This is a genomic window from Stenotrophomonas sp. 85239_Sma (assembly GCF_056481725.1).
Map to the genome: position 1 here is coordinate 2,088,751 of NZ_CM151163.1, position 23,890 is coordinate 2,112,640.

20 protein-coding genes are annotated in these 23,890 nt (G+C 68.0%); all 20 read right to left on the minus strand.

Annotated elements, in window-relative coordinates:
• Window positions 1-120: 120 nt before the first annotated feature.
• Window positions 121-2,499 (minus strand): methyl-accepting chemotaxis protein, encoded by a 2,379-nt coding sequence (locus tag ACYKG1_RS09820; RefSeq protein ID WP_478472557.1) that lies wholly within the window; start codon window positions 2,497-2,499, stop codon window positions 121-123.
• A 101-nt stretch (window positions 2,500-2,600) separates the two neighbouring features.
• Window positions 2,601-2,984 (minus strand): hypothetical protein, encoded by a 384-nt coding sequence (locus tag ACYKG1_RS09825; RefSeq protein ID WP_005416411.1) that lies wholly within the window; start codon window positions 2,982-2,984, stop codon window positions 2,601-2,603.
• A 136-nt stretch (window positions 2,985-3,120) separates the two neighbouring features.
• Window positions 3,121-3,612: a chemotaxis protein CheW gene (locus ACYKG1_RS09830; protein ID WP_005409516.1), complete on the minus strand. Its 492-nt coding sequence runs from the start codon at window positions 3,610-3,612 to the stop codon at window positions 3,121-3,123.
• Window positions 3,613-3,829: 217 nt separating this feature from the next.
• On the minus strand, window positions 3,830-4,603 hold the full coding sequence (locus tag ACYKG1_RS09835; RefSeq protein WP_478472559.1) for a flagellar brake protein: 774 nt from the start codon (window positions 4,601-4,603) through the stop codon (window positions 3,830-3,832).
• Between the two features lie 158 nt (window positions 4,604-4,761).
• Window positions 4,762-7,011 carry a methyl-accepting chemotaxis protein gene (locus ACYKG1_RS09840; protein WP_478472560.1) on the minus strand — a complete coding sequence of 750 codons (2,250 nt, stop codon included), beginning with the start codon at window positions 7,009-7,011 and terminating at the stop codon, window positions 4,762-4,764.
• Between the two features lie 391 nt (window positions 7,012-7,402).
• Window positions 7,403-9,391, minus strand: a complete 1,989-nt coding sequence (locus tag ACYKG1_RS09845; RefSeq protein ID WP_478472562.1) for a chemotaxis protein CheA — start codon at window positions 9,389-9,391, stop codon at window positions 7,403-7,405.
• A 45-nt stretch (window positions 9,392-9,436) separates the two neighbouring features.
• On the minus strand, window positions 9,437-9,802 hold the full coding sequence (locus tag ACYKG1_RS09850; RefSeq protein ID WP_005409521.1) for a response regulator: 366 nt from the start codon (window positions 9,800-9,802) through the stop codon (window positions 9,437-9,439).
• Window positions 9,799-10,107, minus strand: coding sequence for an STAS domain-containing protein (locus tag ACYKG1_RS09855; RefSeq protein WP_014647026.1), 309 nt, complete (start codon window positions 10,105-10,107; stop codon window positions 9,799-9,801). The genes ACYKG1_RS09850 and ACYKG1_RS09855 overlap by 4 nt, the downstream gene beginning before the upstream one ends.
• 300 nt (window positions 10,108-10,407) lie before the next feature.
• Window positions 10,408-11,667 carry a chemotaxis protein CheW gene (locus ACYKG1_RS09860; RefSeq protein ID WP_478472564.1) on the minus strand — a complete coding sequence of 420 codons (1,260 nt, stop codon included), beginning with the start codon at window positions 11,665-11,667 and terminating at the stop codon, window positions 10,408-10,410.
• Window positions 11,664-12,446 (minus strand): ParA family protein, encoded by a 783-nt coding sequence (locus ACYKG1_RS09865; protein WP_014037094.1) that lies wholly within the window; start codon window positions 12,444-12,446, stop codon window positions 11,664-11,666. Before ACYKG1_RS09865 ends, ACYKG1_RS09860 begins: the two co-directional genes overlap by 4 nt.
• A gap of 4 nt (window positions 12,447-12,450) precedes the next feature.
• The gene (motD, locus tag ACYKG1_RS09870) at window positions 12,451-13,467 is read right to left on the minus strand and encodes a flagellar motor protein MotD (protein WP_100472187.1); all 1,017 of its coding nucleotides are present in this window, start codon (window positions 13,465-13,467) and stop codon (window positions 12,451-12,453) included.
• A gap of 1 nt (window position 13,468) precedes the next feature.
• Window positions 13,469-14,209: a flagellar motor protein gene (locus ACYKG1_RS09875; protein WP_005409527.1), complete on the minus strand. Its 741-nt coding sequence runs from the start codon at window positions 14,207-14,209 to the stop codon at window positions 13,469-13,471.
• Between the two features lie 90 nt (window positions 14,210-14,299).
• Window positions 14,300-16,150 carry a chemotaxis protein CheA gene (locus tag ACYKG1_RS09880; protein WP_478472566.1) on the minus strand — a complete coding sequence of 617 codons (1,851 nt, stop codon included), beginning with the start codon at window positions 16,148-16,150 and terminating at the stop codon, window positions 14,300-14,302.
• A gap of 2 nt (window positions 16,151-16,152) precedes the next feature.
• Complete coding sequence (locus ACYKG1_RS09885; RefSeq protein ID WP_478472567.1) at window positions 16,153-16,758, minus strand: protein phosphatase CheZ; 606 nt, start codon at window positions 16,756-16,758, stop codon at window positions 16,153-16,155.
• A complete protein-coding gene (cheY, locus tag ACYKG1_RS09890) occupies window positions 16,758-17,150 on the minus strand; it encodes a chemotaxis response regulator CheY (RefSeq protein WP_019659592.1) in 393 nt (130 codons plus the stop codon). The genes ACYKG1_RS09885 and cheY overlap by 1 nt, the downstream gene beginning before the upstream one ends.
• Window positions 17,151-17,207: 57 nt before the next feature.
• Window positions 17,208-17,951 (minus strand): RNA polymerase sigma factor FliA, encoded by a 744-nt coding sequence (locus ACYKG1_RS09895; protein WP_058980011.1) that lies wholly within the window; start codon window positions 17,949-17,951, stop codon window positions 17,208-17,210.
• On the minus strand, window positions 17,948-18,835 hold the full coding sequence (locus ACYKG1_RS09900) for a MinD/ParA family ATP-binding protein (RefSeq protein ID WP_262226489.1): 888 nt from the start codon (window positions 18,833-18,835) through the stop codon (window positions 17,948-17,950). The genes ACYKG1_RS09895 and ACYKG1_RS09900 overlap by 4 nt, the downstream gene beginning before the upstream one ends.
• The gene (gene flhF, locus ACYKG1_RS09905) at window positions 18,822-20,444 is read right to left on the minus strand and encodes a flagellar biosynthesis GTPase FlhF (protein ID WP_100472189.1); all 1,623 of its coding nucleotides are present in this window, start codon (window positions 20,442-20,444) and stop codon (window positions 18,822-18,824) included. Before flhF ends, ACYKG1_RS09900 begins: the two co-directional genes overlap by 14 nt.
• Before the next feature lie 145 nt (window positions 20,445-20,589).
• Complete coding sequence (gene flhA, locus ACYKG1_RS09910; RefSeq protein ID WP_478472729.1) at window positions 20,590-22,650, minus strand: flagellar biosynthesis protein FlhA; 2,061 nt, start codon at window positions 22,648-22,650, stop codon at window positions 20,590-20,592.
• Between the two features lie 44 nt (window positions 22,651-22,694).
• Window positions 22,695-23,825 carry a flagellar biosynthesis protein FlhB gene (gene flhB / locus ACYKG1_RS09915; RefSeq protein ID WP_100472191.1) on the minus strand — a complete coding sequence of 377 codons (1,131 nt, stop codon included), beginning with the start codon at window positions 23,823-23,825 and terminating at the stop codon, window positions 22,695-22,697.
• Window positions 23,826-23,890: the final 65 nt, after the last annotated feature.

A 23,890-nucleotide genomic window follows, 5' to 3' on the forward strand; every position in this document is an offset into this window, starting at 1 on the left:
CCCAGCTTTTCGACCGACCACCCCGAGGGGCTCCGCCGTTGGCTGATATCCAGATACCCCGTAAACGAAAACGCCCCAGCGCAGGGCCGGGGCGTCCTCGTACGTCAGGTCAGGCGGGCATCAGAACTCCTGCCAGTCTCCATCAGCCAGCTCGGTGGCCATCGGGCGACCACCCGCCGTGCGGCGGGCCGGCGGGGCAGCCGGAGCCGGTGCGACCGGTGCGGCAGCACGCGGGACCGGGGCAGCGGCGCGCGACGGGGCGGCCACGGTCTCGGCTTCGTCCACCACGAAGATCGACACGGCCTCGCTGAGGTGGCCGGCCTGTTCTTCCATCGCACGTGCGGCGGCGGTGGCTTCCTCCACCAGCGCGGCGTTCTGCTGGGTGGTTTCGTCCATCTGCACCACGGTCTGGTTGACCTGCTCGATGCCGGCCGACTGTTCCTGCGAGGCCGCGGAGATCTCGGCCATGATGTCGGTCACGCGCTGCACCGAGGCGACGATCTCACCCATGGTGGCGCCGGCCTTGTGCACCAGCGCCGAGCCATCGTTGACCTTGCCGACCGAATCATCGATCAGCCCCTTGATCTCCTTGGCGGCAGCGGCCGAGCGCTGGGCGAGGGTACGCACTTCGCTGGCGACCACGGCGAAGCCGCGGCCCTGTTCACCGGCACGGGCGGCTTCCACCGCCGCGTTCAAAGCCAGGATGTTGGTCTGGAAGGCGATGCCGTCGATGACGCTGATGATCTCGGCGATCTTCTTCGACGAGGCTTCGATGGCCGACATGGTGGTGACCACCTGGCCGACTACTTCGCCGCCCTGCGAGGCGACGCCATGCGCGCCGATCGCGAGCTGGTTGGCCTGGCGGGCGTGTTCGGCGTTCTGGCGCACGGTGGAGGTCAGTTCCTCCATCGAAGCAGCGGTTTCTTCCAGGTTGGCCGCCTGCTGCTCGGTACGGCGCGACAGGTCGCTGTTGCCGGAGGCGATCTCGCCGGCCGCCGAACTGATCGCGCGGCTGGATTGCTTGATGCGGGTGACGATCTCGCTAAGCTGTGCGGCGGTGGCGTTGGCATCGTCGCGCATGCGGGCGAACACGCCCTGGTAGTCGCCGTGCATGCGCACGGTCAGGTCACCCTGCGACAGTGCGGCCAGCAGGCCGGAGATCTGTTCGATGCTGCCGGCGTTGGCGTCCAGCAGGCCGTTGATCTGCTGGGCCAGCTGCAGGAAGAAGCCCTCCTTGTCGCTGGCATCGATGCGGCCGGACAGGTCACCGGCGGCGGCCTGGGCGATCACGCGCGCCACTTCGGCTTCCACCTGCGCTTCCTGGGTACGGTCGCGCCATTCCACCACGTAGCCGACGGTGTCGCCGCCTTCATTGCGGATGGTCGAAACCACCTGGGCGAACTGGGCATCGCCGTACTGCATCGGGCGACGGGCCACGCCGTGTGCCTTCAGGTTGCCCAGCAGGACCTGGTCCATCTCGCCGCGGTGTTCAAGCACGGTGACCGGCTTGCCGATCAGCGAGGCCTGCGCATCGAAGTCCGGCAGGTCACGGCGCACTTCGTCCTGGTACTGGCTCAGGGTCTGCTGCAGGGCGCGGTTGCTGTAGACGATGGTGTTGCTGGTGTCGGTCAGGTAGACGCCGGTCGAGCTGTAATCCAATGCCGTGCGGATGCGCAGGTTCTCGCGCGCCACGGCCTGGTCGGTTTCAATGCGCTCGCGCAGGTCGCGCTGCATGCGCTGCATGGCCTGCATCAGTTCACCCACTTCATCCTGGCGGCTGACGTCGATGTGGCCATCGAGCTTGCCGCCGGCGACGTCGTTGGCAACCGATACGGCGCCGCGCACGCTGCCGACCAGGGCGCGGGCGAACAGCCAGACCAGCACCAGGCCGAGCGCGGCGCCGCCCAGCAGGGCGATCACGGTCAGCACGGCCGAGGCGGAGTAGGTGGATTCGGCCTCCTCGCGCGACGCGCGGGCGAGGCGGTTGTCTTCGGCGATCAGTGCTTCCAGCGCCGATGCGGCCTTGCGGTGCTTGGTGCGGGTCTCGCCGACGAAGGTATCGATGGCATCGTCGGGCAGGTCCAGTTCCAGCATCTCGGTGACGCTGTCATAGGAGGCCAGGGCGTCCTTCCACTCCTTGGCGAAGGTGTCGAACAGCTTCTTCTGTTGTGCGTTGTCGACCAGCTTCGGATAGTCCTTGATCGACTTTTCCATGCTGGTACGCAGGTCGACGGTCTGCTTGCGTGCATCGGCCTTGACGTCGTCGCTGGCGCGGATCAGCTGCTGGTAGGCGGCGTTGCGGTATTCCCCCAGCATGCCGCGCATCTCGCCGGCCATGCGGATGCTCTCCATGCGAGAACCCGCCAGCTCGGTGGTGACGTTGTTCAGCGAGTGCAGGCCGCGATAGGCGACGATGCCCTGCAGCAGCATCACCAGCAGGAGGACACCGAAGGTCAGCAGCAGCTTCGGCATCAGTTTCAGGTTGTTGATCCACGGCATGGGCGTTGCGAGCTCCTAAGGCAGACGCGCCCGGGCATCGGGCCCGGTTGCAGCAGAAACCACGCCGGCACGAGGTGCGGCGTGGTTCGACGGACAGCGGATTACTTGATGTTGGCCAGCTTCAGTCCAGCCGGCGAGCTGACTTCGATTTCCGCGCGCGAGGCGTCGCGCTGGATCTTGCCGATCACGCAGACGGTCTTGCCTTCCAGGGTTTCCAGCGGGAAGGAGAACTTGCCGCGGTTCTCACCGGCGATGCGGGCCGAGAAGGTATGGCGCGGGAAGGCGCCGCCCATGTACAGGAAGGTCGGCTGGCCTTCGGAACCTTCTGCGTAGCGGGCCTTTTCGACCTTGCCACAGACCATGCCGTCCTTGCCGACCGAACGCGGCGCCAGTTCCGGCGGGATCATGTCGGCCGACTGGGCGAACGCGGAGGCGGCGGTGGTGGCCAGGACAGCGGCCGAAACGAACGCAAGCAGGGACTTCATCGAGGGGTATCTCCGGGGATGGTAACGGTCGGGCCGGTCATGCGCGCTCCTGCGCGACCGGCGTCTGTCCCCCTATCGGCATCGCCGGGGGGAACTGAAGGGTTTTGTGACTGGAACGTGAAGCAGTTCCGTTTGCTCAGGCAGCGGCGTCTTCGGCGAGGCTGGCCTGGCCCATGTCGGCGCTGTCGAGCAGGGTCTCGATGTCCAGCAGGATCAGCATGCGATCGTCGTGGGTACCGATGCCGGAGATGAAACGGGTGTCGACGGCAGCGCCGAATTCGGGGGTCGGGCGGATCTGTTCGGCCGACAGCGGGATCACGTCGGAGACGCTGTCGACGACGATGCCGACCACGCGGTCTTCCACGTTCAGCACGATCATCACGGTGAAGGCGTCGTAGCGGGCGTTGTCCAGGCGCAGCTTCAGGCGCAGGTCGATGACGGGCACGATGGTGCCGCGCAGGTTGATGACGCCCTTGATGTAGTCCGGGGCATCCGGCACGCGGGTGACGGCGTCGTAGCCGCGGATTTCCTGTACCTTGAGGATGTCCACGCCGTAGTGCTCGGCACCGAGGGTGAAGCTGAGGAATTCGCCACCGGCGCTGGCGGCGGAGCTGGTCTTGTCGTTCATCGAGGGGTCCTGGTTCTGCCGGAAGTCCCGGTGTCAGGCTCGATATCGGCCCCGCTGGGGGGGACTTTAGGTGCCGGGGAAGGCATCCACGCATGGCGTGGATCTACCGGGGAGGGTGCGTGGATGGGGTCAGATCCCTTTTCAGGGAAAAGGGATCTGACCCCGGTATACGTTCCAGGGTTGCCGGCCAGCGGCCGGCACTGCCGGTGGGACGGCCTCAGAGCTCGCCGTTGCGGCGTGCCTTGCGCTGGCGGTCGATGCGGAAGATGTAACGCTGGATGGCGCTGTCGGCGCCGCGCGGCAGGCTTTCAAAGCGCATGCCCACGCGCTTGACCTCGATGCCATTGGGCTGGCGCTGCGGCAGCAGGTTGCAGACCACCAGTTCGATGTCCAGGTCGGGGCCGTCGGGCAGCGACAACCGCGCCGGATAGCGCTTCTGCAGGCCGAACACCGTGCAGTCGTTGGGAACCACTACGGCCAGGCCGCCGCCGCTGATGTCCACCACGCGCATCGACAAGGCCTCGGCCCGCGCTTCGCCGGGGGGCAGCAGCAGGTGCGGCGAGTCGGTGACCGGTGTCTCCAGCCGGTACAGTTCGCGGCGCTGCAGGTGCACCAGTTCGTGCGGCAACGGAGCACGGAAGGCGACGTGGCCGTCGTTGTCCACGCGCTGCAGTTCGTGCAGGCGGAACCGCACCAGCACGCGTTCGAGCTGGGCGAAGCACAGCAGGTGGTCGGCCTGTTCGGCGGCGCGGTTGGAGGCTTCCTGCGGGCTGCCATCGAGCAGCAGGTAGTCCTCGTCCTCGTCGAGATCAAGCAACGCGGTAGGGAACGAGCGGTCGCGGCCGTCGATATGCGCATTGATCAGTGATCGCTGGTCGATCAGCGATCGCAGCAGCTGGCGCAGCTGGCGCGGGTTGCGGACCAGGAAGCGTTCGTCGGCGGCATCAGCCGCGTGGACATCATGCACTGCAGTGTCGTTGCCGTCGGACATGGAATCTACGGTCAGGGGCGGGCGCCAGCACGCGTTGGCGCGAGGCTCAATGGGGATATCGGCCTCTGCACCGGATTATGAAGTGAGAATCACATCACTTTCCATGCGTAAGGGGTCAGATCCCTTTCCTGCGGGAAAGGGATCTGACCCCGGGTACATCAGAACTCCTGCCAGTCGCCGTCGGCGGCCAGTGCCGGTTGCGCTGCCGATGCACGTAGCGGGCGTGCGGGGGCGGGCCTGGCAGCCGGCGCTGCCGCTGCGACCTGGCGCGGTACCGGTGCCGCCAGCGGGCGGGCCGGGATGGCGGTGGTGCCCTGCGATGCCAGCCGGAAGCGGGCCACGGCTTCGCCCAGCTGCACGGCCTGGTCTTCCATCGCACGTGCGGCGGCGGTGGCTTCTTCCACCAGCGCGGCATTCTGCTGGGTGGTCTCGTCCATCTGCACCACGGTCTGGTTGACCTGCTCGATGCCGGCCGACTGTTCCTGCGAGGCCGCGGAGATCTCGGCCATGATGTCGGTCACCCGCTGCACCGAGGCGACGATCTCGCCCATGGTGCTGCCGGCCTGGTGGACCAGGCTGGAGCCTTCGGCGACCTTGCCGACGGAGTCGTCGATCAGGCCCTTGATCTCCTTGGCGGCGGCAGCCGAGCGCTGGGCGAGGGTACGCACTTCGCTGGCGACCACGGCGAAGCCGCGGCCCTGTTCACCGGCACGGGCGGCTTCCACCGCGGCATTCAGCGCCAGGATGTTGGTCTGGAAGGCGATGCCGTCGATGACGCTGATGATCTCGGCGATCTTCTTCGACGAGGCTTCGATGGCCGACATGGTGGTGACCACCTGGCCGACCACTTCGCCGCCCTGCGAGGCGACGCCATGCGCGCCGATCGCGAGCTGGTTGGCCTGGCGTGCATGCTCGGCGTTCTGGCGCACGGTGGAGGTCAGTTCCTCCATCGAAGCGGCGGTTTCTTCCAGGTTGGCGGCCTGCTGCTCGGTACGGCGCGACAGGTCGCTGTTGCCGGAGGCGATCTCGCCGGCGGCGAGGGTGATGCTGCCGGCGCTGGCCTGGATCTGGCCGACGATCTGGGTCAGCTGCGCGACGGTGGTGTTGGCGTCGTCCCGCATGCGCGCGAACACGCCGTTGAACTGGCCGTCCATGCGTGCGGTCAGGTCGCCGGCGGCGATCGACTGCAGCAGCTGCGAGAGCTGGCCGAGGTTGCCGTCGGCCACCTGCATCATGCTGTTGAGCTGTTCGATCATCACGCGGAAATCGTGATCGAAACGCTGCGCATCGCCGCGCTGGCTGAAGTCACCGGCAGCGGCTGCCGAGGCCAGCTGCTGGATCTGCGTGTTGATGGCCAACAGGCTGGCCTTGGCCGCATCCATCGACTCGTGCAGGATCGCACGGCTGCCCGGCAGGCGGCGTGCATCCGGGGTGAGGTTGCCGGTGGCGTACTGGTTGAGCACGTCGATGGCATCGCGGATCGCGTCGAGATGTTCGAAGATGACCGTGTTGATACCGCTGGCCAGCTGCCCGTAGACGCCCGGGAAGTCTTCCGGAATGCGATGGCTGATGTCCGGACCAGCGTGCATCTGCGCCATCAGCTGGGTCTGCTCGGAGAAGCGGCGCAGCATCGCGGTCATTTCGGTGGTGGCGGCGAGCATGCGGCCCGCCTCGTCCTTGCCGGTGCTCTGGGTGGTGACGCTGAGGTCGCCGCGTGCGACGGCCTGGATGGCGTTGACCGCCTTGCCGAGCGGCCCGACCACGGCGCGCGAGATGACCACCGCCAGGGTAGCGGCGACCACAACCAGCAATACGACGGCGGCAATGATCGCCAGCATGCTGTTGCGGTGGGTGGCATTGGCGTTGCCGATCTTGCCCTGCATCAGCGAGCTGCTGTACGCACCCAGTGCCTTGAGGTCTTCAAAGGCCTTGCGGCGCAGCGGACGCGACTGGTCGTCGGAGATCTGGCGTGCGACGACGCCATCACCGGCGGTGGCCGCTTCGCGCAGCTTGGCATTGGCTGCAAAGTAGCCATCGATGTCGGCCTGCACGGCGCGGTAGAGCTCCCGCTCCTTGGCACCGGCCGGCAGTTTGGCGTACGCGGCCAGCTGCTCGCGCACGACGGCGGCAGTGTCGTCCATTCGCTTGTTGTAGTCGGCCACCTTCTCGGGTTGGTCCAGCATGCTCAGCTGGGCCAGCTCATAGGTGCGGAACTCACCCAGCTGCGAGCGGACTTCGCCGAGGTACTGCACGGACGGAATATCGTTGGACGCCATGGCACTGAGCTGCGCGTTGGCCTCGCTCAGGCGCAGCAGGGCGAATGCGCCCAGCACGACGGTCATCAGGGTGGTGAGAGTAAACCCCACGGCCAGCTTGCGGGCGATGGGCAGATCGTGGAACCACTTCATGCAGGGTGCTCCAGGTGGGCAGGGCGCCGGCGTCGTTGCGTCGGCTGGGGGTGGTTGCAGAGCGAACGGGGGTGCCCGGTGGGGTTCGGTGACGGCCGTCAAAGCGAAATAGCGGCGCGGTTCGGATGGACTTTATGGACGCAGTTCACATTCGGATGCGTAGGGAGTGCAGCGCGAAAGTGCTGCAATGGCGGGCTGTCCGCTTCGGTGGCGTGGTTGCGAACGAAACCAGCGCGGCGACGGAGATCACGGAATGGGTTCGGGCGCGGATTGGGGTCAGATCCCTTTTGAAAGAAAAGGGATCTGACCCCAGCCACACATGGCCGGAGGGCGCGCAAACAAAAACCGCCGCCCCGAAGGGCGGCGGTCCAGTGCACGCATGCAGCGTGGATCAGGCGGCCTGCGGCATCCGCAGCGAACGCACCAGCCCGCCGATGTCGACGATCAGGGCCACGCGGCCATCGCCGAGGATGGTGGCACCGGATACCCCGCCGATGCGGCGGTAGTTGTTCTCGATGTTCTTCACCACCACCTGCTGCTGGCCGACCAGCTCGTCCACTTCCAGCGCGATCTTCTGGCCATCGCCTTCGACCACCACCACCAGCGATTCGCTGCCGGGTGCGCGGATGCCGTAGCCGTAGTACTCGCTCAGCGACAGGATCGGCAGGTACTCGCCACGCACGCGCAGCACGCGGCCTTCGCCGGCCATGCTGCGGATGTCCTCGGCCTGCGGCTGCAGCGCCTCAAGCACATAAGCAAGCGGCAGGATCAGGGTTTCACCCGCCACCGCCACGGTCATGCCATCGAGGATGGCCAGGGTCAGTGGCAGGCGGATCAGCGTGCGGGTGCCGGCGCCGAGGCTGCTTTCGATCTGCACCTCGCCCCCCAGTGCCTGGATGTTGCGGCGGACCACGTCCATGCCGACGCCACGCCCGGACAGGTCGGTCACTGCATCGGCAGTGGAGAAGCCCGGCTGGAAGATCAGGTCCCAGACCTGCGAATCGGTCGGGTTGTCCGGCACCGCCAGGCCGCGTTCGTGGGCCTTGGCCAGGATCTTGCCGCGGTCCAGGCCGCGACCGTCGTCGCTGACTTCGATGACGATGTGGCCGCCCTGGTGCGAGGCCGCCAGGGTGATCGTGCCGGTTTCGTCCTTGCCCGCACCGCGACGCACGTCGGGCATTTCCAGGCCGTGGTCGATCGAGTTGCGCACCAGGTGCACCAGCGGATCGGCGATCTTCTCGATCAGGCCCTTGTCCAGTTCGGTGCCTTCGCCGACGGTGCGCAGGCGCACCTGCTTGCCGAGGCGGCTGGACAGGTCGCGGACCAGGCGCGGGAAGCGGCGGAACACTGCATCGACCGGCAGCATGCGCACGCCGATCACCGCTTCCTGCAGGTCGCGGGTGTTGCGTTCAAGCTGGTCCAGGCCGGCGAACAGGCTCTCGGCGTGGACCGGATCCAGCGCGTGCGAGACCTGCTTGAGCATGGCCTGGGTGATGACCAGCTCGCCGACCAGATTGATCAGCGCATCGACCTTGTCGACGCTGACGCGAATGGAGGTTTCCGCTTCCTGGGCGGCGCCACCGCTGGCGGCAGGCGCGGCGGGAGCCGGCGGTGCTGCTGCCGCCGGAGCGGGAGCTGCTGTGGCCGGGGCCTGGGTAGCCAGGCTCGGTGGCGCGGCCGGACGGATGTCCAGCTCGCAGTCGTCCAGCACCCAGGCGAACGTGTCTTCGATCTTGCTGCGCGGCACCTTGCCGACCAGGCCCAGGTCCCACGCCAGGTGGGCTTCGAGTGGATCGAGCTGGGCGAAGCCCGGCAGGCGTTCCATGCGCGCGGCGACCTGCAGCGAACCGAGGTGTTCCAGTTCGCGGATGATGCGCAGCGGGTCGTTGCCGCTCATGAACAATGACGGCGCCGGGGTGAAGCCGATCTGCCAGGCTTCCGGGGTGTCGTCCAGCTTGGCTGCGGCGGCGGTCGGGACGCTGGTGGCGGCCTGGCCGGAGAGCACGGCTTCCAGGCGGGCCTTCACCGCAGCGACTGCGGCGGGATCGGCGGCCTGGCCATGTTCGGCTTCGCGCAGCAGGGCACGCAGCACGTCCACCGAGGACAGCATGGCGTCGACGGCGTGGCCTTCCAGTGCCCGCTTACCGGCGCGCAGCTCATCGAGCAACGTCTCCAGTACGTGGGTCAGGCCGGCGATCGCGTCGAAGCCGAAGGTGCCGGCGCCGCCCTTGATCGAGTGGGCAGCGCGGAACACCGAATTGATGATCTCCGCGTCCTGCTGCCCCGATTCCAGGGCCAGCAGGCCAGCCTCCATCGCGTCGAGGCCTTCGCGGCTCTCCTCGAAGAAGGTGGCGTGGAAGCGTTGCAGGTCCATGCTCATGGCAGTGGTGGTCCGGAAGCGAAGAGGGGGAGCGGTGCCGGGCGATCAGCCCAGCACTTTCTGCACGGTGGCGACCAGCTGTTCGGGATTGAACGGCTTGACCAGCCAGCCGGTGGCGCCGGCGGCCTTGCCTTCGGACTTCTTGTCGGCGGCCGATTCGGTGGTCAGCATCAGCAGCGGAGTGAACTTGTAGTCCGGCAGCTGGCGCAGTTCGCGGATCAGCGCGATGCCGTCCATGTTCGGCATGTTGACGTCGGTGACCACCGCATTGAAGCGTTGGCCCTTGGCACGACCGAGCGCGACCGCGCCGTCTTCGGCTTCTTCGACGGCAAAACCGGCCGAGGTGAGGGCGAAGGACACCATCTGGCGCATCGACGCCGAATCGTCCACCACCAAGATACGTGCGCTCATGCAGCGTTCTCCACAGATTTCAGGTTGTCATGGGTTACGTCCAGGCCCAGGGCCTGGGTGACGCCCAGCAGGCGCGCGGCGTCACGGAAGGTTGCGGTGCAACCGTGGAAGCCGGTGCCCAGGCCTGCCTCGCGGCGCGCCTGCACGAACGCACACAGCACCTGCACGGCGGCGGTGTGGATGCGGGCCACCTGGCTGGCATCCAGGGTCAGCTCGCCTGCCTGCTCCACCAGTGGGGCGAGGCGGTTCTTGAGCTCGGTAGTGCTCTCGATGCCGAGATCCCCACCCAGTTCGACAGTGCTCATCGTTGCTCCGGACAAACGGTTCCGTGATCCATAACGGCACCCCGGTGGGGTTCTTTAGGGGAATCGACGCGGTGCGCCGATGCGGTGCTGTTCGGGTCGCCGTTGAAAAGGGGACGGAGGGGATTAAGTCGCAACTGGCTCGGCGCTTTGCGCCGACGCGGTGCCTGTCGGGGACGCAAGGAGTTGATCCGTTGGATCAACACCTTACGTCCCCACTGCGCGGTCGCCGTTGCCGAGGGGGCTGCAGTAGAGCCAGGTCGATTACGACTTAATCCCCTCCGTCCCCTTTTTCTTTGCGGCTCAGCTCAGCAGCCGGGTGGCGTCGAGCAGGATCATCGGGCGCTGGCTGACCCGGGCCACGCCACGGAACAGATCATTGGAGATCTGGCAGATGCGTGCGGTATCGGGCGGTTCGATCTGCGAATCGGTGAGGTTGGCGACGTCTTCCACTGCAGACACGCGCAGGCCGATGGTCTCGCCGTTTTCTTCCAGGACCACGATACGGGTCTGGGCGTCGTCCTCGGCAGCCGCCGCGCCCAGGTGCAGGCCCAGGTCCATCACCGGGACGACCTGGCCGCGCAGGTTCATGATGCCCAGCATGGCTGCGGCGGTGCCACGCAATGGCAGCAGTGGCACCGGCAGCACGACCTCCTGGACCTTCAGCAGTTCCAGGGCATAGGCCTGGGTGCCGCAGCGCAGGCGCAGCCAGCGCGACGTGCGTTCGCCGGCGCGACGGTTCTGCGGATGCGGGCTGCGGGCCGGTTGCTGGGCTTGCGCCTGCAGTTCCTGCCAGGTGCCGGGGCGGTTGCCTGCGGGGGCGTCGACGGCGACGCGCGGCGCCGGTGTGGCGGCGGCGCGTGCGGCCGGGGCCGGTGCAGGACGTGCCGCCGGTGGTGCCACCGGCGCTGCGACCACGGCAGGCGGCGGCGTGGGGACGTCTTCGCCGCCGGCAGCCGCCTCGAACGCGGCCTGCAGCCCGGGGCTGTCGGTGTGGGCGAGGCGCTGGCTGTCAGCCGGATCGGTCTCGTAGATCACTTCGTCCGGCAGATCGTCCCAGGTGGGCTCCGGGCCGGTGCCTGCAGCGGGGGCCGGCGCGGGCTCGTGGATGACGTCGTCAGGCAGGTCATCCCAGGTCGGCTCGCGTTCTGGGGCTGCGGTGCTGGCCGGTGCGGCGGCGGCCTCGAAGGCAGCCTCCAGCGCGGCGCCATCGTCGGCCGGGACTGCGACGAGGGCGTCCGTTTCGTAGATCACTTCGGCGGGCAGGTCGTCCCACGTCGGTTCGCGTTCTGCATCGATCACGCTGACAGGCGCGGAGGCGGCCTCGAAGGCGGCCTCCAGTGAGGCGTTGTCCACGGAAGCGGAAGCGGCAGCGGCGATGGTCTCGGTTTCGTAGATCACCTCGGCCGGCAGGTCATCCCAGGTCGGCTCGCGTTCGGCAGAGGCTTGGCTGGGCTGGTCCGGGGCGGCGCTGACCGGCGCGGGCAGGGGAACGGCGGCCGGGGCGATCGCCTCGCCGAGCAGTTCGTCCAGGTAGTCGTCGAGGATGCCGGTACTGTTCATGCGGCCTGCTCCAGGGCACGGGCATCCTCGCCGAGGATCCAGTTCAACGCGCGACGGTAGGCGGCGAGGCCACGGCCCGGGTAGTCCTCGCCGACGCTCGGCAGGGTCAGGCCGGCGGCGTTGCTGATGCGGGTGTCGATCGGAATCGCGTCTTCCCATACGCGGCTGCCGTGGCGGTCCTGCATGGTGCGCAGCGACTCGTTGCCTGCGCGGGTGCGGCGATCGAACAGGGTCGGCAGGATCGAGATCGGCAGCGGTCGGCGACGCGAACGCTCGACCATCTCACCGGTGCGGACCATGCCGTCCAGGCCGTGCAGGGCCAGCGGCTCGGCCTGGGTCGGGATGATCAGGCGGTCGGCGGCGGCCAGTGCGTTGATCATCAGCAGGCCAAGGGTCGGCGCGCAGTCCAGCAGGATGTAGTCGTGCTGACCCTGGTGGCGCGCCAGCGCGTTCTGCAGGGCCAGGCCGAGTCCAGGCTGGTTGGCGCTGCGGCGTTCCAGCGTGGCCAGCGCGGACTGTGCGCAGACGTAGTCCAGGCCATGGATGTTGCTGGCATGGCACAGGCTGGCAAGGTCGGCCGGCGGGGCGCCGAACAGTTCCAGCACGCCGGCCGGCGGCGGATCCACCGGCACGCCGAAGGCGCGGCTGAGCGAGGCATGCGGATCGAGGTCGATCAGCAGCACGCGATGGCCGAGCGCGGCCAGCCCGCGGCCGAGGGCGAGGGTGGTGGTGGTCTTGCCGACACCGCCCTTCTGGTTGGCGACTGCCCAGATGCGCATCGGGTTACTCCTTCATTGCCGGGGGAACGGCGGCGCCGACGCGGCTGCCAGCCGGCACCGGCGGCAACGTCACCGGTGCGATGGGGGAGGTGGGAGCGCGGGCCGGCGTTGCGGCGGCCTGTTCGGTGGCGGTGCTGTCAGTGGCGCCGGAGGCCGCGTTCAGGCGTTGCCCAAGCGGATCCACCGAGTGCGAGGTGTCGGCCAGGATGATGACCATCACCCGGCGGTTGCGGTTTCGGCCCTGCGCGCTGTCGTTTTCTTCGCGCGGGCGGAACTGGCCATAGCCGACCATCGCCAGGCGCGATGGCTGCACGCCCTGGTCGGCGAACAGGTGCACCACGCTGGCGGCGCGTCCGGCCGACAGCTCCCAGTTGGACGGGAAGGTGGCAGTGGCGATCGGCACGTTGTCGGTGTGGCCTTCCACGCGCACGCTGTTGGGTACGTCGCGCAGTACTTCAGCCAGGCTGGCCAGGGTTCGCCGCGCGTGCACGTCCAGCGCGGCCGAGCCGGTGGGGAACAGGATGTCGCTGTTGATCTCGACTTCGATCCACAGCTCGGTGCGGCGCACGCTGATCATGCCGCGGTCGATCAGCGGCGCCAGCGCGGCGGTGAGGCGGTCGGCGATGCTGTTGAGCTGGCGCTCGGCGCGCGCGATCTGTTCCTGGTTGTGTACCGAAACCGGCATGCGCATCTGCGAGGCCATCGACGGCAGCAGGGTCGGGTCGTGCGAGGGTGCCGGTGCGGACGGACCGATCTTGGTGCCGGACTTGATCACCGAGGGGCTGTCCCAGCCGCCGCCCTGCACCTGCTTGTTGCCGACCTGCACCGGATTGATCGTGCGCGGCGCGCCACCGAAGGCATCGGTGAGTGCGTCGGCCATGATCCGGTACTTGCCCTCGTTGACCGAGGAAATTGCGTACATGACCACGAAGAAGGCGAGCAGCAGCGTCATCAGGTCGGCATAGGGGATCGCCCATGCTTCGTGGTTGGCATGCTCTTCGTGGTGCTTGCGGCGGGCCATGTCAGTGCAGGAAGCCGGAAAGGTTGGTTTCGATGTTGCGCGGGTTTTCGCCCTGGGCGATCGAGATCAGGCCTTCGATGACCATTTCGCGGTCGCGCGTGTTGTGCGAGATCACACTCTTGAGCTTGGCGGCGATCGGCAGGAACAGCAGGTTGGCCGAGGCGATGCCATAGATCGTTGCGGTGAACGCGGCGGCGATGCCGTGGCCGAGCTTGCTCGGGTCGGCCAGGTTCTTCATCACCGCGATCAGGCCCAGCACGGCGCCGATGATGCCCAGCGTCGGTGCATAGATGCCCATCGCCTCGAACACCTTGGCGCCGGCCTGGTCCTGGTGTTCCTGGCTGCCCAGTTCGATTTCCAGCATGTGCCGCATCGATTCGGGCTCGACGCCGTCCACCAGCAGCTGCAGGCCCTTGCGCAGGAACGGGTCCTGCTGTGCTTCCACCTGCGATTCCAGGCCCAGCAGGCCCTGGCGGCGGGCGATGTTGCTCCACTCGACGATCTGCTGGATCAGCTCGCGGCGATCACTGTGGGGCGGGCGAACCACCCAGCGCACGATCTTGAACGCATGCTTGAACACCGCCGGCGAGGTATGCAGCAGGATCGCGGCAACAGTGCCGACGATGACGATCACGAACGCCGCAGGCGACCACAACGACGCCAGGCCGGCGCCCTTGAGGATGCTGCCGCCGACCAGCGAGGCCAGGGCGAGAAAGAGTCCAATGAGGCTGAGTCTATCCATGGATCCGGTATCGGCTTGTATGAATGGGACTTGAGACACCGGTACGGGCTACTGGTGCGACTTCACAGTTTTTCGGGTTCAGCAAACGGGTCAATCGTGCGGGCTGCGCAGGCCATCGACATCCAGGATCAGGGCCATGCGACCATCGCCGATCAAGGTTGCACCGGCATAACCGCGCAGGCCGCGCAGCGCTTTCGGCAGTGGCTTGATGACCACTTCCTCGCGCCCACGCACCTGGTCCACCACCAGGCCGAAGCGCGCTTCGCCGGCCTGCAGCACCACGATCGTCAGCAGGGTCGACGCAGCAGGCGTCACATCCAGCCACTGGCGCAGATCGACCAGCGGCAGCGTGTGCGAACGGCGATCGAGCACGGCGCGGCCATCGAACCAGCCCAGCGAGGTGCGCGGTGCGTGCAGCACTTCCATCACGCGCGCCAGCGGCAGCGCGTAGACGTCCTCGCCGGCCTGCACCAGCAGGGTCGGCAGGATCGCCAGGGTGAGCGGCACGCGGATCAGGAAGCGGCTGCCGCGGCCCAGCTCCGACTGGATCTGGATCTGGCCGCTGAGTTCGCGGATGCGCGACTGCACCACGTCCATGCCAACGCCGCGGCCGGAAATATCCGTGACCTGCTGCTTGGTCGAGAAGCCGGGCAGGAACACCAGGTGCAGGCACTCCTCGCTGCTCAGGCGGGCAGCCGCTTCCGGATCGATCAGGCCCTTCTCGCGTGCCTTCGCGCGCAGCTTTTCCGGATCGATGCCGGCACCATCGTCCTGCACCTCGATGCTGACGTAGTCACCTTCCTGCTGTGCCGACAGCCGCACATGGCCCATCCGCGGCTTGCCTTGTGCTTCGCGCAGGTCGGGCATTTCCACGCCATGGTCGATGGCGTTGCGGACCAGGTGCACCAGCGGGTCGGCCAGCGCTTCGACCAGGTTGCGGTCGAGCTCGGTCTCGGCGCCGATCAGCTCCAGGTCCACTTCCTTCTTCAGCGAGCGGGCGACGTCGCGGGCGACCTTGGGGAAGCGCGAGAACACCTTGCCCACCGGCTGCATGCGGGTGCGCATCACCGCTGACTGCAGGCGCGCGGTGGCGATGTCGAGGGTGGACACCGCACGGTCCAGCTCCTCGTCGCGCAGGCGTGCACGCAGGGTCTTGAGCCGGTTGCGCGACAGCACCAGTTCGCCGATCAGGTTGACGATCGCATCCAGGCGCTTGGTGTCCACGCGCACGGTGTGTTCGGCTTCGGCCAGCGGCTTGGCGGCCGGCTTGGCCGCCGGTGCCGGTGCCGGTGCGGCCACCGGGCGCGGGGCGGCGATCGGTGCCGGCGCCACCGCAGCCACGGGCTTGGCGCCGGGTGCGGCGCCACCATGCAGCTGGTCGAGCAGGGCTTCGAACTCGTCTTCGCTGATCAGCCCGTCGTCGGCCTTCCTTGCCGGCGCCACTGCGGTCGGTGCGTTGCCGCCGTGCAGCTGGTCGAGCAGCGCTTCGAATTCGTCGTCGGTAATCAGGTCGCTGCCACCCGCAGCGGGTGCTGCTGCGGCGGCGGGTGCGGCCACAGCACTGCCATGCACGTCGAACTGAGCGATCAGGTCCGGCGGCGCATAGCCCGGCTCGGTGCCGGAAGACACCGCATCCAGCATCGACTGCAGGTAATCCAGCGATTGCTGGGCGGCGTCGAAGTGATGGGCCTGCAGCACGGCCTGGCCGGCACGCGCGGCGCCCAGCGCTTCCTCAGCGGCATGGCACAGCTCGACCATGGCGGTGACACCCAGGAAGCCGGCGCCGCCCTTCAGCGTGTGGTAGCCCCGGAACACCGCATTGAGCTGTTCGGCGTCCTGCGGTGCCTGCTCCAGCGACACCAGCTGTTCGCCGAGGCGATCCAGGATCTCCTGTGCCTCGATGATGAAATCGGCAGTGATGTCGTCGGATACAGCGCTCATGCTTACAGCCCCAGATCCGACAACAGGTCGTCGGCGTCGTTCTGCGAGACCGCGTGGCGGTCCAGTCCCTTCAGTGCCGGCCCGGCCAGTTCCGGGTCGGTGCGATGCTGTTCCGGCGGCAGGCCGAGCGCGCCGAAGCCTTCGTGCACGCGGCGGACGATGCCGACCACGCGACGGATGATCTGCCCGGTCAGGTCCTGGTAGCTCTGGGTCAGGGCGATCTCGGTGAGGTTGTGGCGGATGCGCTCGAGCTGCGCGTCCTGGCCCGGCTGCAGGCCTTCGGCGCGCAGCTGTTCGGTCAGGCTGCGGCATTCCTCGGCCAGGTCCAGGGTACGGTGGGTGGCCTGTTCGGTCATCGTCACCACGTGGTCCAGCCGTGCGCAGGCATCGTCCAGTTCCCCGGCTTCGCTGGGCACGGTCGGCAGTTCACCCAGTGCCTGTCCCAGCTCGCGGGCCAGCCGCGACAGGCCACTCATCATCGGCTGCGTGCGCAGCGCGACCAGCCCATCGATGCGCTGCCGCCACGCGGCTTCGTCACCGGACTCCAGTGCGTCCAGGGCTTCCTGCAGGCGCAGGGCGAGGGCGTTCTTGTCGACCGTGGTATCCATCAGGCGCTGGCTGCCAGGCGTTCGAAGATCTTGCCGAGCTTCTCTTCCAGCGTCTGCGCGGTGAACGGCTTGATGATGTAACCGTTCACGCCGTTCTGGGCCGCTTCGATGATCTGCTCGCGCTTGGCTTCAGCGGTGACCATCAGCACCGGCAGGGTCTTCAGCTTGGCGTCGGCACGGATCGCCTTGAGCAGCTCGATACCGGTCATCACCGGCATGTTCCAGTCGGTGACCACGAAATCGAACGACTGGCTCTGCAGCAGCGACAGCGCGGCATGCCCGTCCTCGGCTTCGGCGGTGTTGGTGAAGCCCAGATCGCCCAGCAGGTTCTTGACGATTCGACGCATGGTCGAGAAATCGTCGACGATCAGGATGCGCATGTTCTTGTTCAAAGCAGAGTTCCTTTGTTGTTCATTCCGGGCGGCCGGGGGCAGACGCCTCGGGGATGTTCATTCTTCGAGGCCGGCATCGGCGGCCTCGAATATCTTCAGCCGGCCGCGCAGGCGCAGCACGGCCTGGCCGTGGATCTGGCAGACCCGCGACTCGCTCACGCCGAGCACGGCGCCGATCTCCTTCAGGTTCAGCTCCTGCTCGTAGTAGAGCGAAAGCACCAGCTGTTCGCGCTCGGGCAGGTGGCCGATCGCCTTGCCCAGCTCGCGGCCGAATTCGCCGCGCTCCAGGACCTGCTGCGGGGTCGGGCCGCCCTGGGCGACGGTGTCCAGTTCGCCCTGGTCTTCGATGCGCGATTCCAGGCTCAGCACCTGGCCACGTGCGGCGTCTTCCATCAGCCGCAGGTACTCGGGCAGCGGCATCTCCATCGCGGCGGCGACTTCGGTGGCGCTGGCAGCACGGCCCGTGCTCTGTTCCAGGCGGCGGATGGTGGCGGCGGCGTCGCGTGCACGACGGTGCACCGAGCGCGGCACCCAGTCGCCACGGCGGATCTCGTCGATCATCGAGCCGCGGATGCGGATCGAGGCATAGGTTTCGAACGAGGCGCCCTGGTCGGCGTCGTAGCTGCGCGAGGCTTCGATCAGGCCCATCATGCCGGCCTGGATCAGATCGTCGACTTCGACGCTGGCCGGCAGGCGTGCGGCCAGGTGGTGGGCGATGCGCCTCACCAGGTCCGAGTGCTGGGCGATGACCTCGTTGGCCGCCGAGCGCTGGACTTCCCTGTACTGGGCTGCGCCTTTCATGCGGCCACCCCGCGCTGTTTGAGAATGCGCTCGAGGAAGAACTCGACACCGCCACGCGGTTCGGTCGGTGCCTGCCAGCGCGCGGTGCGGCGTGCGATCTCGGTGATGGCCAGCGCCGATGGGCTGGACGGGTAGGCCTTCACCACCGGCTGCTGGCGCTGCACCGACAGGCGCAGCCAATCATCCTGCGGCACGCAACCCAGGTAGTTCAGCGAGACATCGGCGAGGAACTTCTCGCAGACGCGGGTCAACTTTTCGTACAGCACGCGACCCTCGTTCGGGTCGCGCACCATGTTGGCCACCACCTGGATACGGTCCACGCCGCGCTCGCGCGACAGCACCTTGATCAGTGCGTAGGCGTCGGTGATCGAGGCCGGCTCATCGCAGACCACCACCACGGTGTCCTGCGCGGCCTGGCAGAAGGTCAGTACGCCATCGGTGATGCCGGCAGCGGTATCGACCACCATGATGTCCAGCTCGCGTTCCAGCTCGGAGAACACATTGACCAGGCCGACATGTTCGGCCGGGGCCAGCTCGGCCATGTGCCGGCGGCCGGAGGCGGCCGGGACCACCAGCACGCCGTTCGGGCCTTCAACGATGACGTCATCCAGCGTGCAGCGGCCGGCAACCAGGTCGGCCAACGTAAAGGTGGGGTTCAGCCCCAGGATCACGTCGATGTTGGCCAGGCCGAGGTCGGCGTCCAGCAGCAGCGTGCGCTTGCCCATGCCGGCCAGCGCCACGGCCAGGTTGGCCGACACGTTGGTCTTGCCCACGCCGCCCTTGCCGCCGGTCACGGCAATGGTGCGCACAGGGCCCAGCGGCTCGCTGCGGGTGGCCGACAGCGGGAAGGTCTTGGTCAGCTTGGCGTACTCACGCGACGGCATGGTTCAACTCCGGGTTGCAGGGCATATCGGCCGCTCGGCGCAAATCTTCAAGGCGAAGTACAAGATTGGCTGCACTGGCCCGGTGCAGGTCTTCCGGGACGTCCTGGCCGTCGGTCACCCAGGTGATCGGCAGGGCGTGGTCCACGGCCACCGACAGGGCGTTGCCGAAGCGGCCGGTCTCGTCCAGCTTGCTCAGCACCAGGCCCTGCAGGTTGGCCGCACCGAAGCGGCGGACCACCTCGTCCATGTCGCCGAAGCTGGTGTTGGCCGGCAGCACCAGCAGCGTGCGCACCTGGCGGGCGGCGCGCAGCCACTGCAGCTGGGCAGCCAGGGCGCGGTCGCGCGGGCCCAGGCCGGCGGTGTCGATCAGCACCAGCTTGTAGTCCTTCAGGCGTTCCAGCAGCTGGTCCAGGTCGGTGCCGCTGTTGGCTTCGTGCACGGCGATGCCGAGCTGGCGGCCGTAGCCATACAACTGTTCGCGGGCGCCGATGCGGGTGGTGTCGGTGGTGACCAGGGCGACGTCACGCGGCGCGTGCTTCTCGGCGAAGCGCGAGGCCAGCTTGGCGATGGTGGTGGTCTTGCCGGCGCCGGTGGGGCCGACCAGGGCGATCACACCGCCTTCTTCCAGCGGGTCGACCGGGGCGATCGGCAGCTTGCGCGAGATCAGCCCCAGCATCAGGCCGCGGCCGCGGTGGGCCTCGGTCTCCAGCGGGATCTGCATGGCCACGTCGCGGGCCAGGCCGGCATCGAAGCCGTATTCGTCCATCAGGTCCAGCGCGGTGGCGCGCACCGGGCAGCCACGCAGGCGCTCGTCGGTGAAGCGGTTCATCTCGCGCTCGATCACCTGGCGCATGCCGGCCACTTCCTGGCGCAGCTGGCGGATCTCGGCGTCGTCCTGGGCGACCACGGTCAGCGTCGGTGCCGGGGCCAGCATGGGGGCCGGGCTGGCGTCGACGGCGGCTTCGGCCGCTGCCGGTTCGCTGCGGGCGATCTCGGGCTGCGCATCGGTCACGGCAGCGGTCGGCAGCGGCGGTGGCTGAACGGCCGGTGCGGCGCTTTCGTGATGCGCCTCGTGCGGCGGATCGATCTGGAAGCGGGCGCGGTTGGCCGGCGTGGCGCTGGTGGCCGCCGGTGCGACGATGGCTTCGGCAAACGGGGCGTAACTCTGTTCCGGCAGTGCCGGTTCGTTGACGGCGGCGCGCGCCAGGGTGGCGGCGAAGCCGGTGCTGCCGCGGGTCGGCACGATTTCGTCGGCGCTGTCCAGGGTGCGGCCGGTGGCACCGACGGCGGCACGGGCGAGGGCGGCGACGGCCGAGGTGGTGGCGGCGACCGGTTCCGGCGCCGGGGTGCTGCTGCGGCGGCGGGTGACCGCGGCGATCACCGCGTCGGCGGCGGTGCGCGGCCTGGGTGCCGGCGGCGGGGCCACGTCGCGGCGCGAGGCTTCCAGTGCACGCTGCACGGCGCTCTCGTCGTAGTTGGCGGCGGCGACGATCTCGATGCCTTCCTCGATCCGGCGGTTGGACAGGATCACGGCGTCAGGACCATGTTCCTTGCGCACCAGGTTCATGGCCGAGCGCATGTCGGCGGCGACGAATCGTTTGATTTTCATGCTGTGGTCACGGGACGAAGACGGCGGGGTGGCGGTCGGGGAACTCGGGTGGTCGGTGGTCTGCACGGTGCGGGTTCCCCTTGGTATCTGTCTGGTGCGTGGGTTCGAAAGTGGTGTCTGTTTTCTGGCGCATCGGAGGGCGGCGTCAGCTGATCGTTCCGACCAGCTTCAGGCGCTTGTCCTCCGGCACCTCGCTGTAGGCCAGGACCGACAGCGACGGAACGCTGTGGCGGACCAGGCGGGCCAGCGCGGCGCGCACCGGGCCAGGTACCAGCACGACCGCGGGCTCGTTGCGGGCTTCCTGCTTGCTGACACATTCGGCCAGGCTCTGGTGCAGTCGCTCAGCGAGTCCGGGTTCCAGCGCGGCGCCGTTGCCCTGCGTGGACTCCTGCAAGACACGTTCCAATTGCGGGTTGAGGGTGAACACCGGCAGCTCCGCCGACATTCCGGCGATCTCCTGCACGATGAAGCGGCCCAGCGCGGTGCGCACGGCGGCGGTCAGCACGGCCGGGTCCTGGCTGCTGGGCGCATGTTCGACCAGCGCTTCGGCGATCTTGCGCAGCTGGCGGATCGGAATGCGCTCGACCAGCAGGTTCTGCAGCACGCGCACCACCGCCGACAGCGGCAGCGCCTTTGGCGTCAGATCTTCGACGAGCTTGGGCGCGCTCTTGGCCAGGTTGGCCAGCAGGTGCTGCACTTCCTCGTGGCCGAGCAGTTCCGGCGCGTGTTCGCGGATCAGGTGCGAGAGGTGGGTGGCGACCACGGTGGCCGGGTCGACCACGGTGTAGCCCAGCGTTTCGGCCTGGGCGCGCTGGTGCGGCTGGATCCAGGTGGCATCCAGGCCGAACGCGGGGTCCTTGCCGGCGATGCCTTCCAGTGCGCCGAGGGCGCTGCCTGGGTCCAGGGCCAGCTCGCGGTCGGGGTGGATCTCGGCGGTGGCCACCGGTACGCCGTGCACCAGCACGCGGTAACCGTTGGCCGGCAGTTCCAGGTTGTCGCGGATGTGCACCGACGGGATCAGGAAACCGACATCCTGGGTCAGCTTGCGGCGCACGCCCTTGATGCGTGCCATCAGTTCGCCGCCCTGGTTGCTGTCTACCAGCGGAATCAGCCGGTAGCCGACCTCCAGGCCCAGCGGATCGACCGGGCGCAGTTCGTCCCAGCTCAGTTCGGCGGTCGGTGCCGGTGCCGCCGGGCGGCCGAGTGCGTTGAGTGCGGCAGCATCGGTGCCACCGCCTGCCGCGTCCGCAGCCGGGGCCTTGCCCTTGCGGTACACCTTCCAGGCGATGAAGCCGAGGATCGCCGCCAGCGTCAGGAAAGCGACGTTGGGCATGCCCGGCACCAGGCCGACCACGCCGATGATGCCGGCGGTGATCGCCAGCGCGCGGTACTGGCCGAACACCTGGCCGGTCATGGCCTGGGCCATGTCCTGCGAGCGCGATGCGCGGGTCACCAGCATCGCCACGGCGCTGGAGACCAGCAGGGCCGGCAGCTGCGCCACCAGTCCGTCACCGATCGACAGCAGGGTGTAGGTGGCAGCGGCGTCGCCGAACGGCATGCCATGCTGCAGCACGCCCACGGCCAGGCCGCCGAGCATGTTGATGAACAGGATCAGGATGCCGGCGATGGCGTCGCCGCGGATGAATTTGCTGGCACCGTCCATTGCGCCGTAGAAGTCGGCTTCCTCGCGCACCTCCTCGCGGCGCAGCTTGGCTTCTTCGCGCGTCAGCAAACCGGCGTTGAGGTCGGCGTCGATCGCCATCTGCTTGCCGGGCATCGCGTCCAGGATGAAGCGCGCGGTCACCTCCGAGACGCGGCCGGCGCCCTTGGTGATCACCACGAAGTTGATGATGGTGAGGATCGCGAAGACCACGATGCCGACCGCGTAGTTGCCGCCGATCACGAATTCGCCGAAGGCAGCGATGACCTTGCCCGCGGCGTCGTGGCCGTTCTGGCCGTTGAGCAGGATCACGCGGGTGGAGGCCACGTTCAGGGCCAGCCGCAGCATGGTGGTGATCAGCAGCACAATCGGGAAGATCGTGAAGTCCAGCGGGCGCTTCACGTAGACCACCGCCAGCAGCACCATCAGCGAGATGGCGATGTTGAAGGTGAACAGCGCATCGAGCACCGGCGCGGCCAGCGGCACCACGACCATGGCCAGCAGGGCCAGCACGATCAGCGGCGCGCCAAGGCCCTGGCGGATCATTTCCAGGGCGCGGCGGGTGTTGAAACCGGTGGCGGGCTGGGCGCTCACGGGCGGCCTCCCTTGCCGAATTCATCCACCTGGATGTGCGGGGCGTCCGGCATCGGGCCAGTGCGCCAGGCGCGCAGCTGGTAGACGTAGGACAGGACCTGGGCGACGGCCGAATACAGTCTCACGGGGATTTCCTTTCCGAGTTGGCCTTCCCGATACAAGGCGCGTGCCAAAGGCGGCGCGGAGACGATCGCCACCTTGTTGCCGTCGGCCACTTCACGGATGCGCAGGGCGGTCTCGTCCACGCCCAGGGCGACTACGGTGGGGGCGTTCATGGCGCCTCCCTCGTACTTCAGGGCCACCGCGTAGTGGGTGGGGTTGACCACCACCACGTCGGCGGTGGGCACCGCCTCCATCATCCGGCGGTTGGCCATCTGCTGCTGCAGCTGGCGGATGCGGCCCTTCACCTCGGGGCTACCCTCGCTTTCCTTCATTTCCCGGCGCAGCTCTTCACGGGTCATCTTCAGCTTGCGCATCCAGTTCCAGCGCTGGTAGGGCGCATCGATGGCGGCCAGCACCAGCATCGCGCCGGCGGTGGCCAGCAGCAGGCGCAGGGTGAAGCCCAGGCCATCGGTGATGGCGGTCTCCAGCGGGTGGTGGATCAGCCCGCGCAGGGTGTCGAAGCCGCTCCACACCACCAGCCCGGCGGCGACGCCGACGAAGGCCACGCGCAGCAGCGATTTGGTGAACTCGGCAATGGCTTCGGGGCCATACAGGCGCTTGAGCCCGCTCATCGGGTTCAGGCGGTTGATGTCGGGCAGCAACGCCTTCTGCGACCAGCGCAGGCCGCCCATCACCAGCGGGGCGACGAAGCTGGCCAGCAGGCAGACCAGCACCAGCGGCGCGATCACCAGCATGAACTGCAGCAGCAGGTCGCCGAAGTGGCCGAACAGTGCCTTCGGGTTCTGCCGCAGGCTCTGTTCCGGGCTGAGCGCGTGCTTCATCCAGGCCGTGGCGCCACGGCCGATCGAGCCGCTCATGGCCATCACCGCCAGCACGCCGGCGCCGAACACGGCGGCGGTGCCGAGTTCGCGCGAGCGCGGCAGGTTGCCCTGTTCACGGGCGTCGCGCAGGCGTTTTTCGGTTGGTTGTTCGGTCTTTTCGCCGGCGGATTCGTTCTCGGACATCACGGGCACTGCGGCAGGGGATGCCGGGGTGCGTGCAAGAAGTGTTCCGTAGCGGGATGGTCCGG

Excerpts from the sequence above, each read along its gene's own strand:
- ACYKG1_RS09845 (WP_478472562.1), bottom strand. The coding sequence starts at position 9,391 with ATGAGCATGGACCTGCAACGCTTCCACGCCACCTTCTTCGAGGAGAGC.
- motD (WP_100472187.1), bottom strand. The coding sequence starts at position 13,467 with ATGGCCCGCCGCAAGCACCACGAAGAGCATGCCAACCACGAAGCATGG.
- ACYKG1_RS09880 (WP_478472566.1), bottom strand. The coding sequence starts at position 16,150 with ATGAGCGCTGTATCCGACGACATCACTGCCGATTTCATCATCGAGGCA.
- ACYKG1_RS09835 (WP_478472559.1), bottom strand. The coding sequence starts at position 4,603 with ATGTCCGACGGCAACGACACTGCAGTGCATGATGTCCACGCGGCTGAT.
- ACYKG1_RS09875 (WP_005409527.1), bottom strand. The coding sequence starts at position 14,209 with ATGGATAGACTCAGCCTCATTGGACTCTTTCTCGCCCTGGCCTCGCTG.
- ACYKG1_RS09850 (WP_005409521.1), bottom strand. The coding sequence starts at position 9,802 with ATGAGCGCACGTATCTTGGTGGTGGACGATTCGGCGTCGATGCGCCAG.
- ACYKG1_RS09900 (WP_262226489.1), bottom strand. The coding sequence starts at position 18,835 with ATGCCGTCGCGTGAGTACGCCAAGCTGACCAAGACCTTCCCGCTGTCG.
- flhA (WP_478472729.1), bottom strand. The coding sequence starts at position 22,650 with ATGATCCGCCAGGGCCTTGGCGCGCCGCTGATCGTGCTGGCCCTGCTG.
- ACYKG1_RS09865 (WP_014037094.1), bottom strand. The coding sequence starts at position 12,446 with ATGCGCATCTGGGCAGTCGCCAACCAGAAGGGCGGTGTCGGCAAGACC.
- ACYKG1_RS09825 (WP_005416411.1), bottom strand. The coding sequence starts at position 2,984 with ATGAAGTCCCTGCTTGCGTTCGTTTCGGCCGCTGTCCTGGCCACCACC.
- flhF (WP_100472189.1), bottom strand. The coding sequence starts at position 20,444 with ATGAAAATCAAACGATTCGTCGCCGCCGACATGCGCTCGGCCATGAAC.
- ACYKG1_RS09830 (WP_005409516.1), bottom strand. The coding sequence starts at position 3,612 with ATGAACGACAAGACCAGCTCCGCCGCCAGCGCCGGTGGCGAATTCCTC.
- ACYKG1_RS09885 (WP_478472567.1), bottom strand. The coding sequence starts at position 16,758 with ATGGATACCACGGTCGACAAGAACGCCCTCGCCCTGCGCCTGCAGGAA.
- flhB (WP_100472191.1), bottom strand. The coding sequence starts at position 23,825 with ATGTCCGAGAACGAATCCGCCGGCGAAAAGACCGAACAACCAACCGAA.
- ACYKG1_RS09820 (WP_478472557.1), bottom strand. The coding sequence starts at position 2,499 with ATGCCGTGGATCAACAACCTGAAACTGATGCCGAAGCTGCTGCTGACC.
- ACYKG1_RS09860 (WP_478472564.1), bottom strand. The coding sequence starts at position 11,667 with ATGAACAGTACCGGCATCCTCGACGACTACCTGGACGAACTGCTCGGC.
- ACYKG1_RS09840 (WP_478472560.1), bottom strand. The coding sequence starts at position 7,011 with ATGAAGTGGTTCCACGATCTGCCCATCGCCCGCAAGCTGGCCGTGGGG.
- ACYKG1_RS09855 (WP_014647026.1), bottom strand. The coding sequence starts at position 10,107 with ATGAGCACTGTCGAACTGGGTGGGGATCTCGGCATCGAGAGCACTACC.
- ACYKG1_RS09895 (WP_058980011.1), bottom strand. The coding sequence starts at position 17,951 with ATGAAAGGCGCAGCCCAGTACAGGGAAGTCCAGCGCTCGGCGGCCAAC.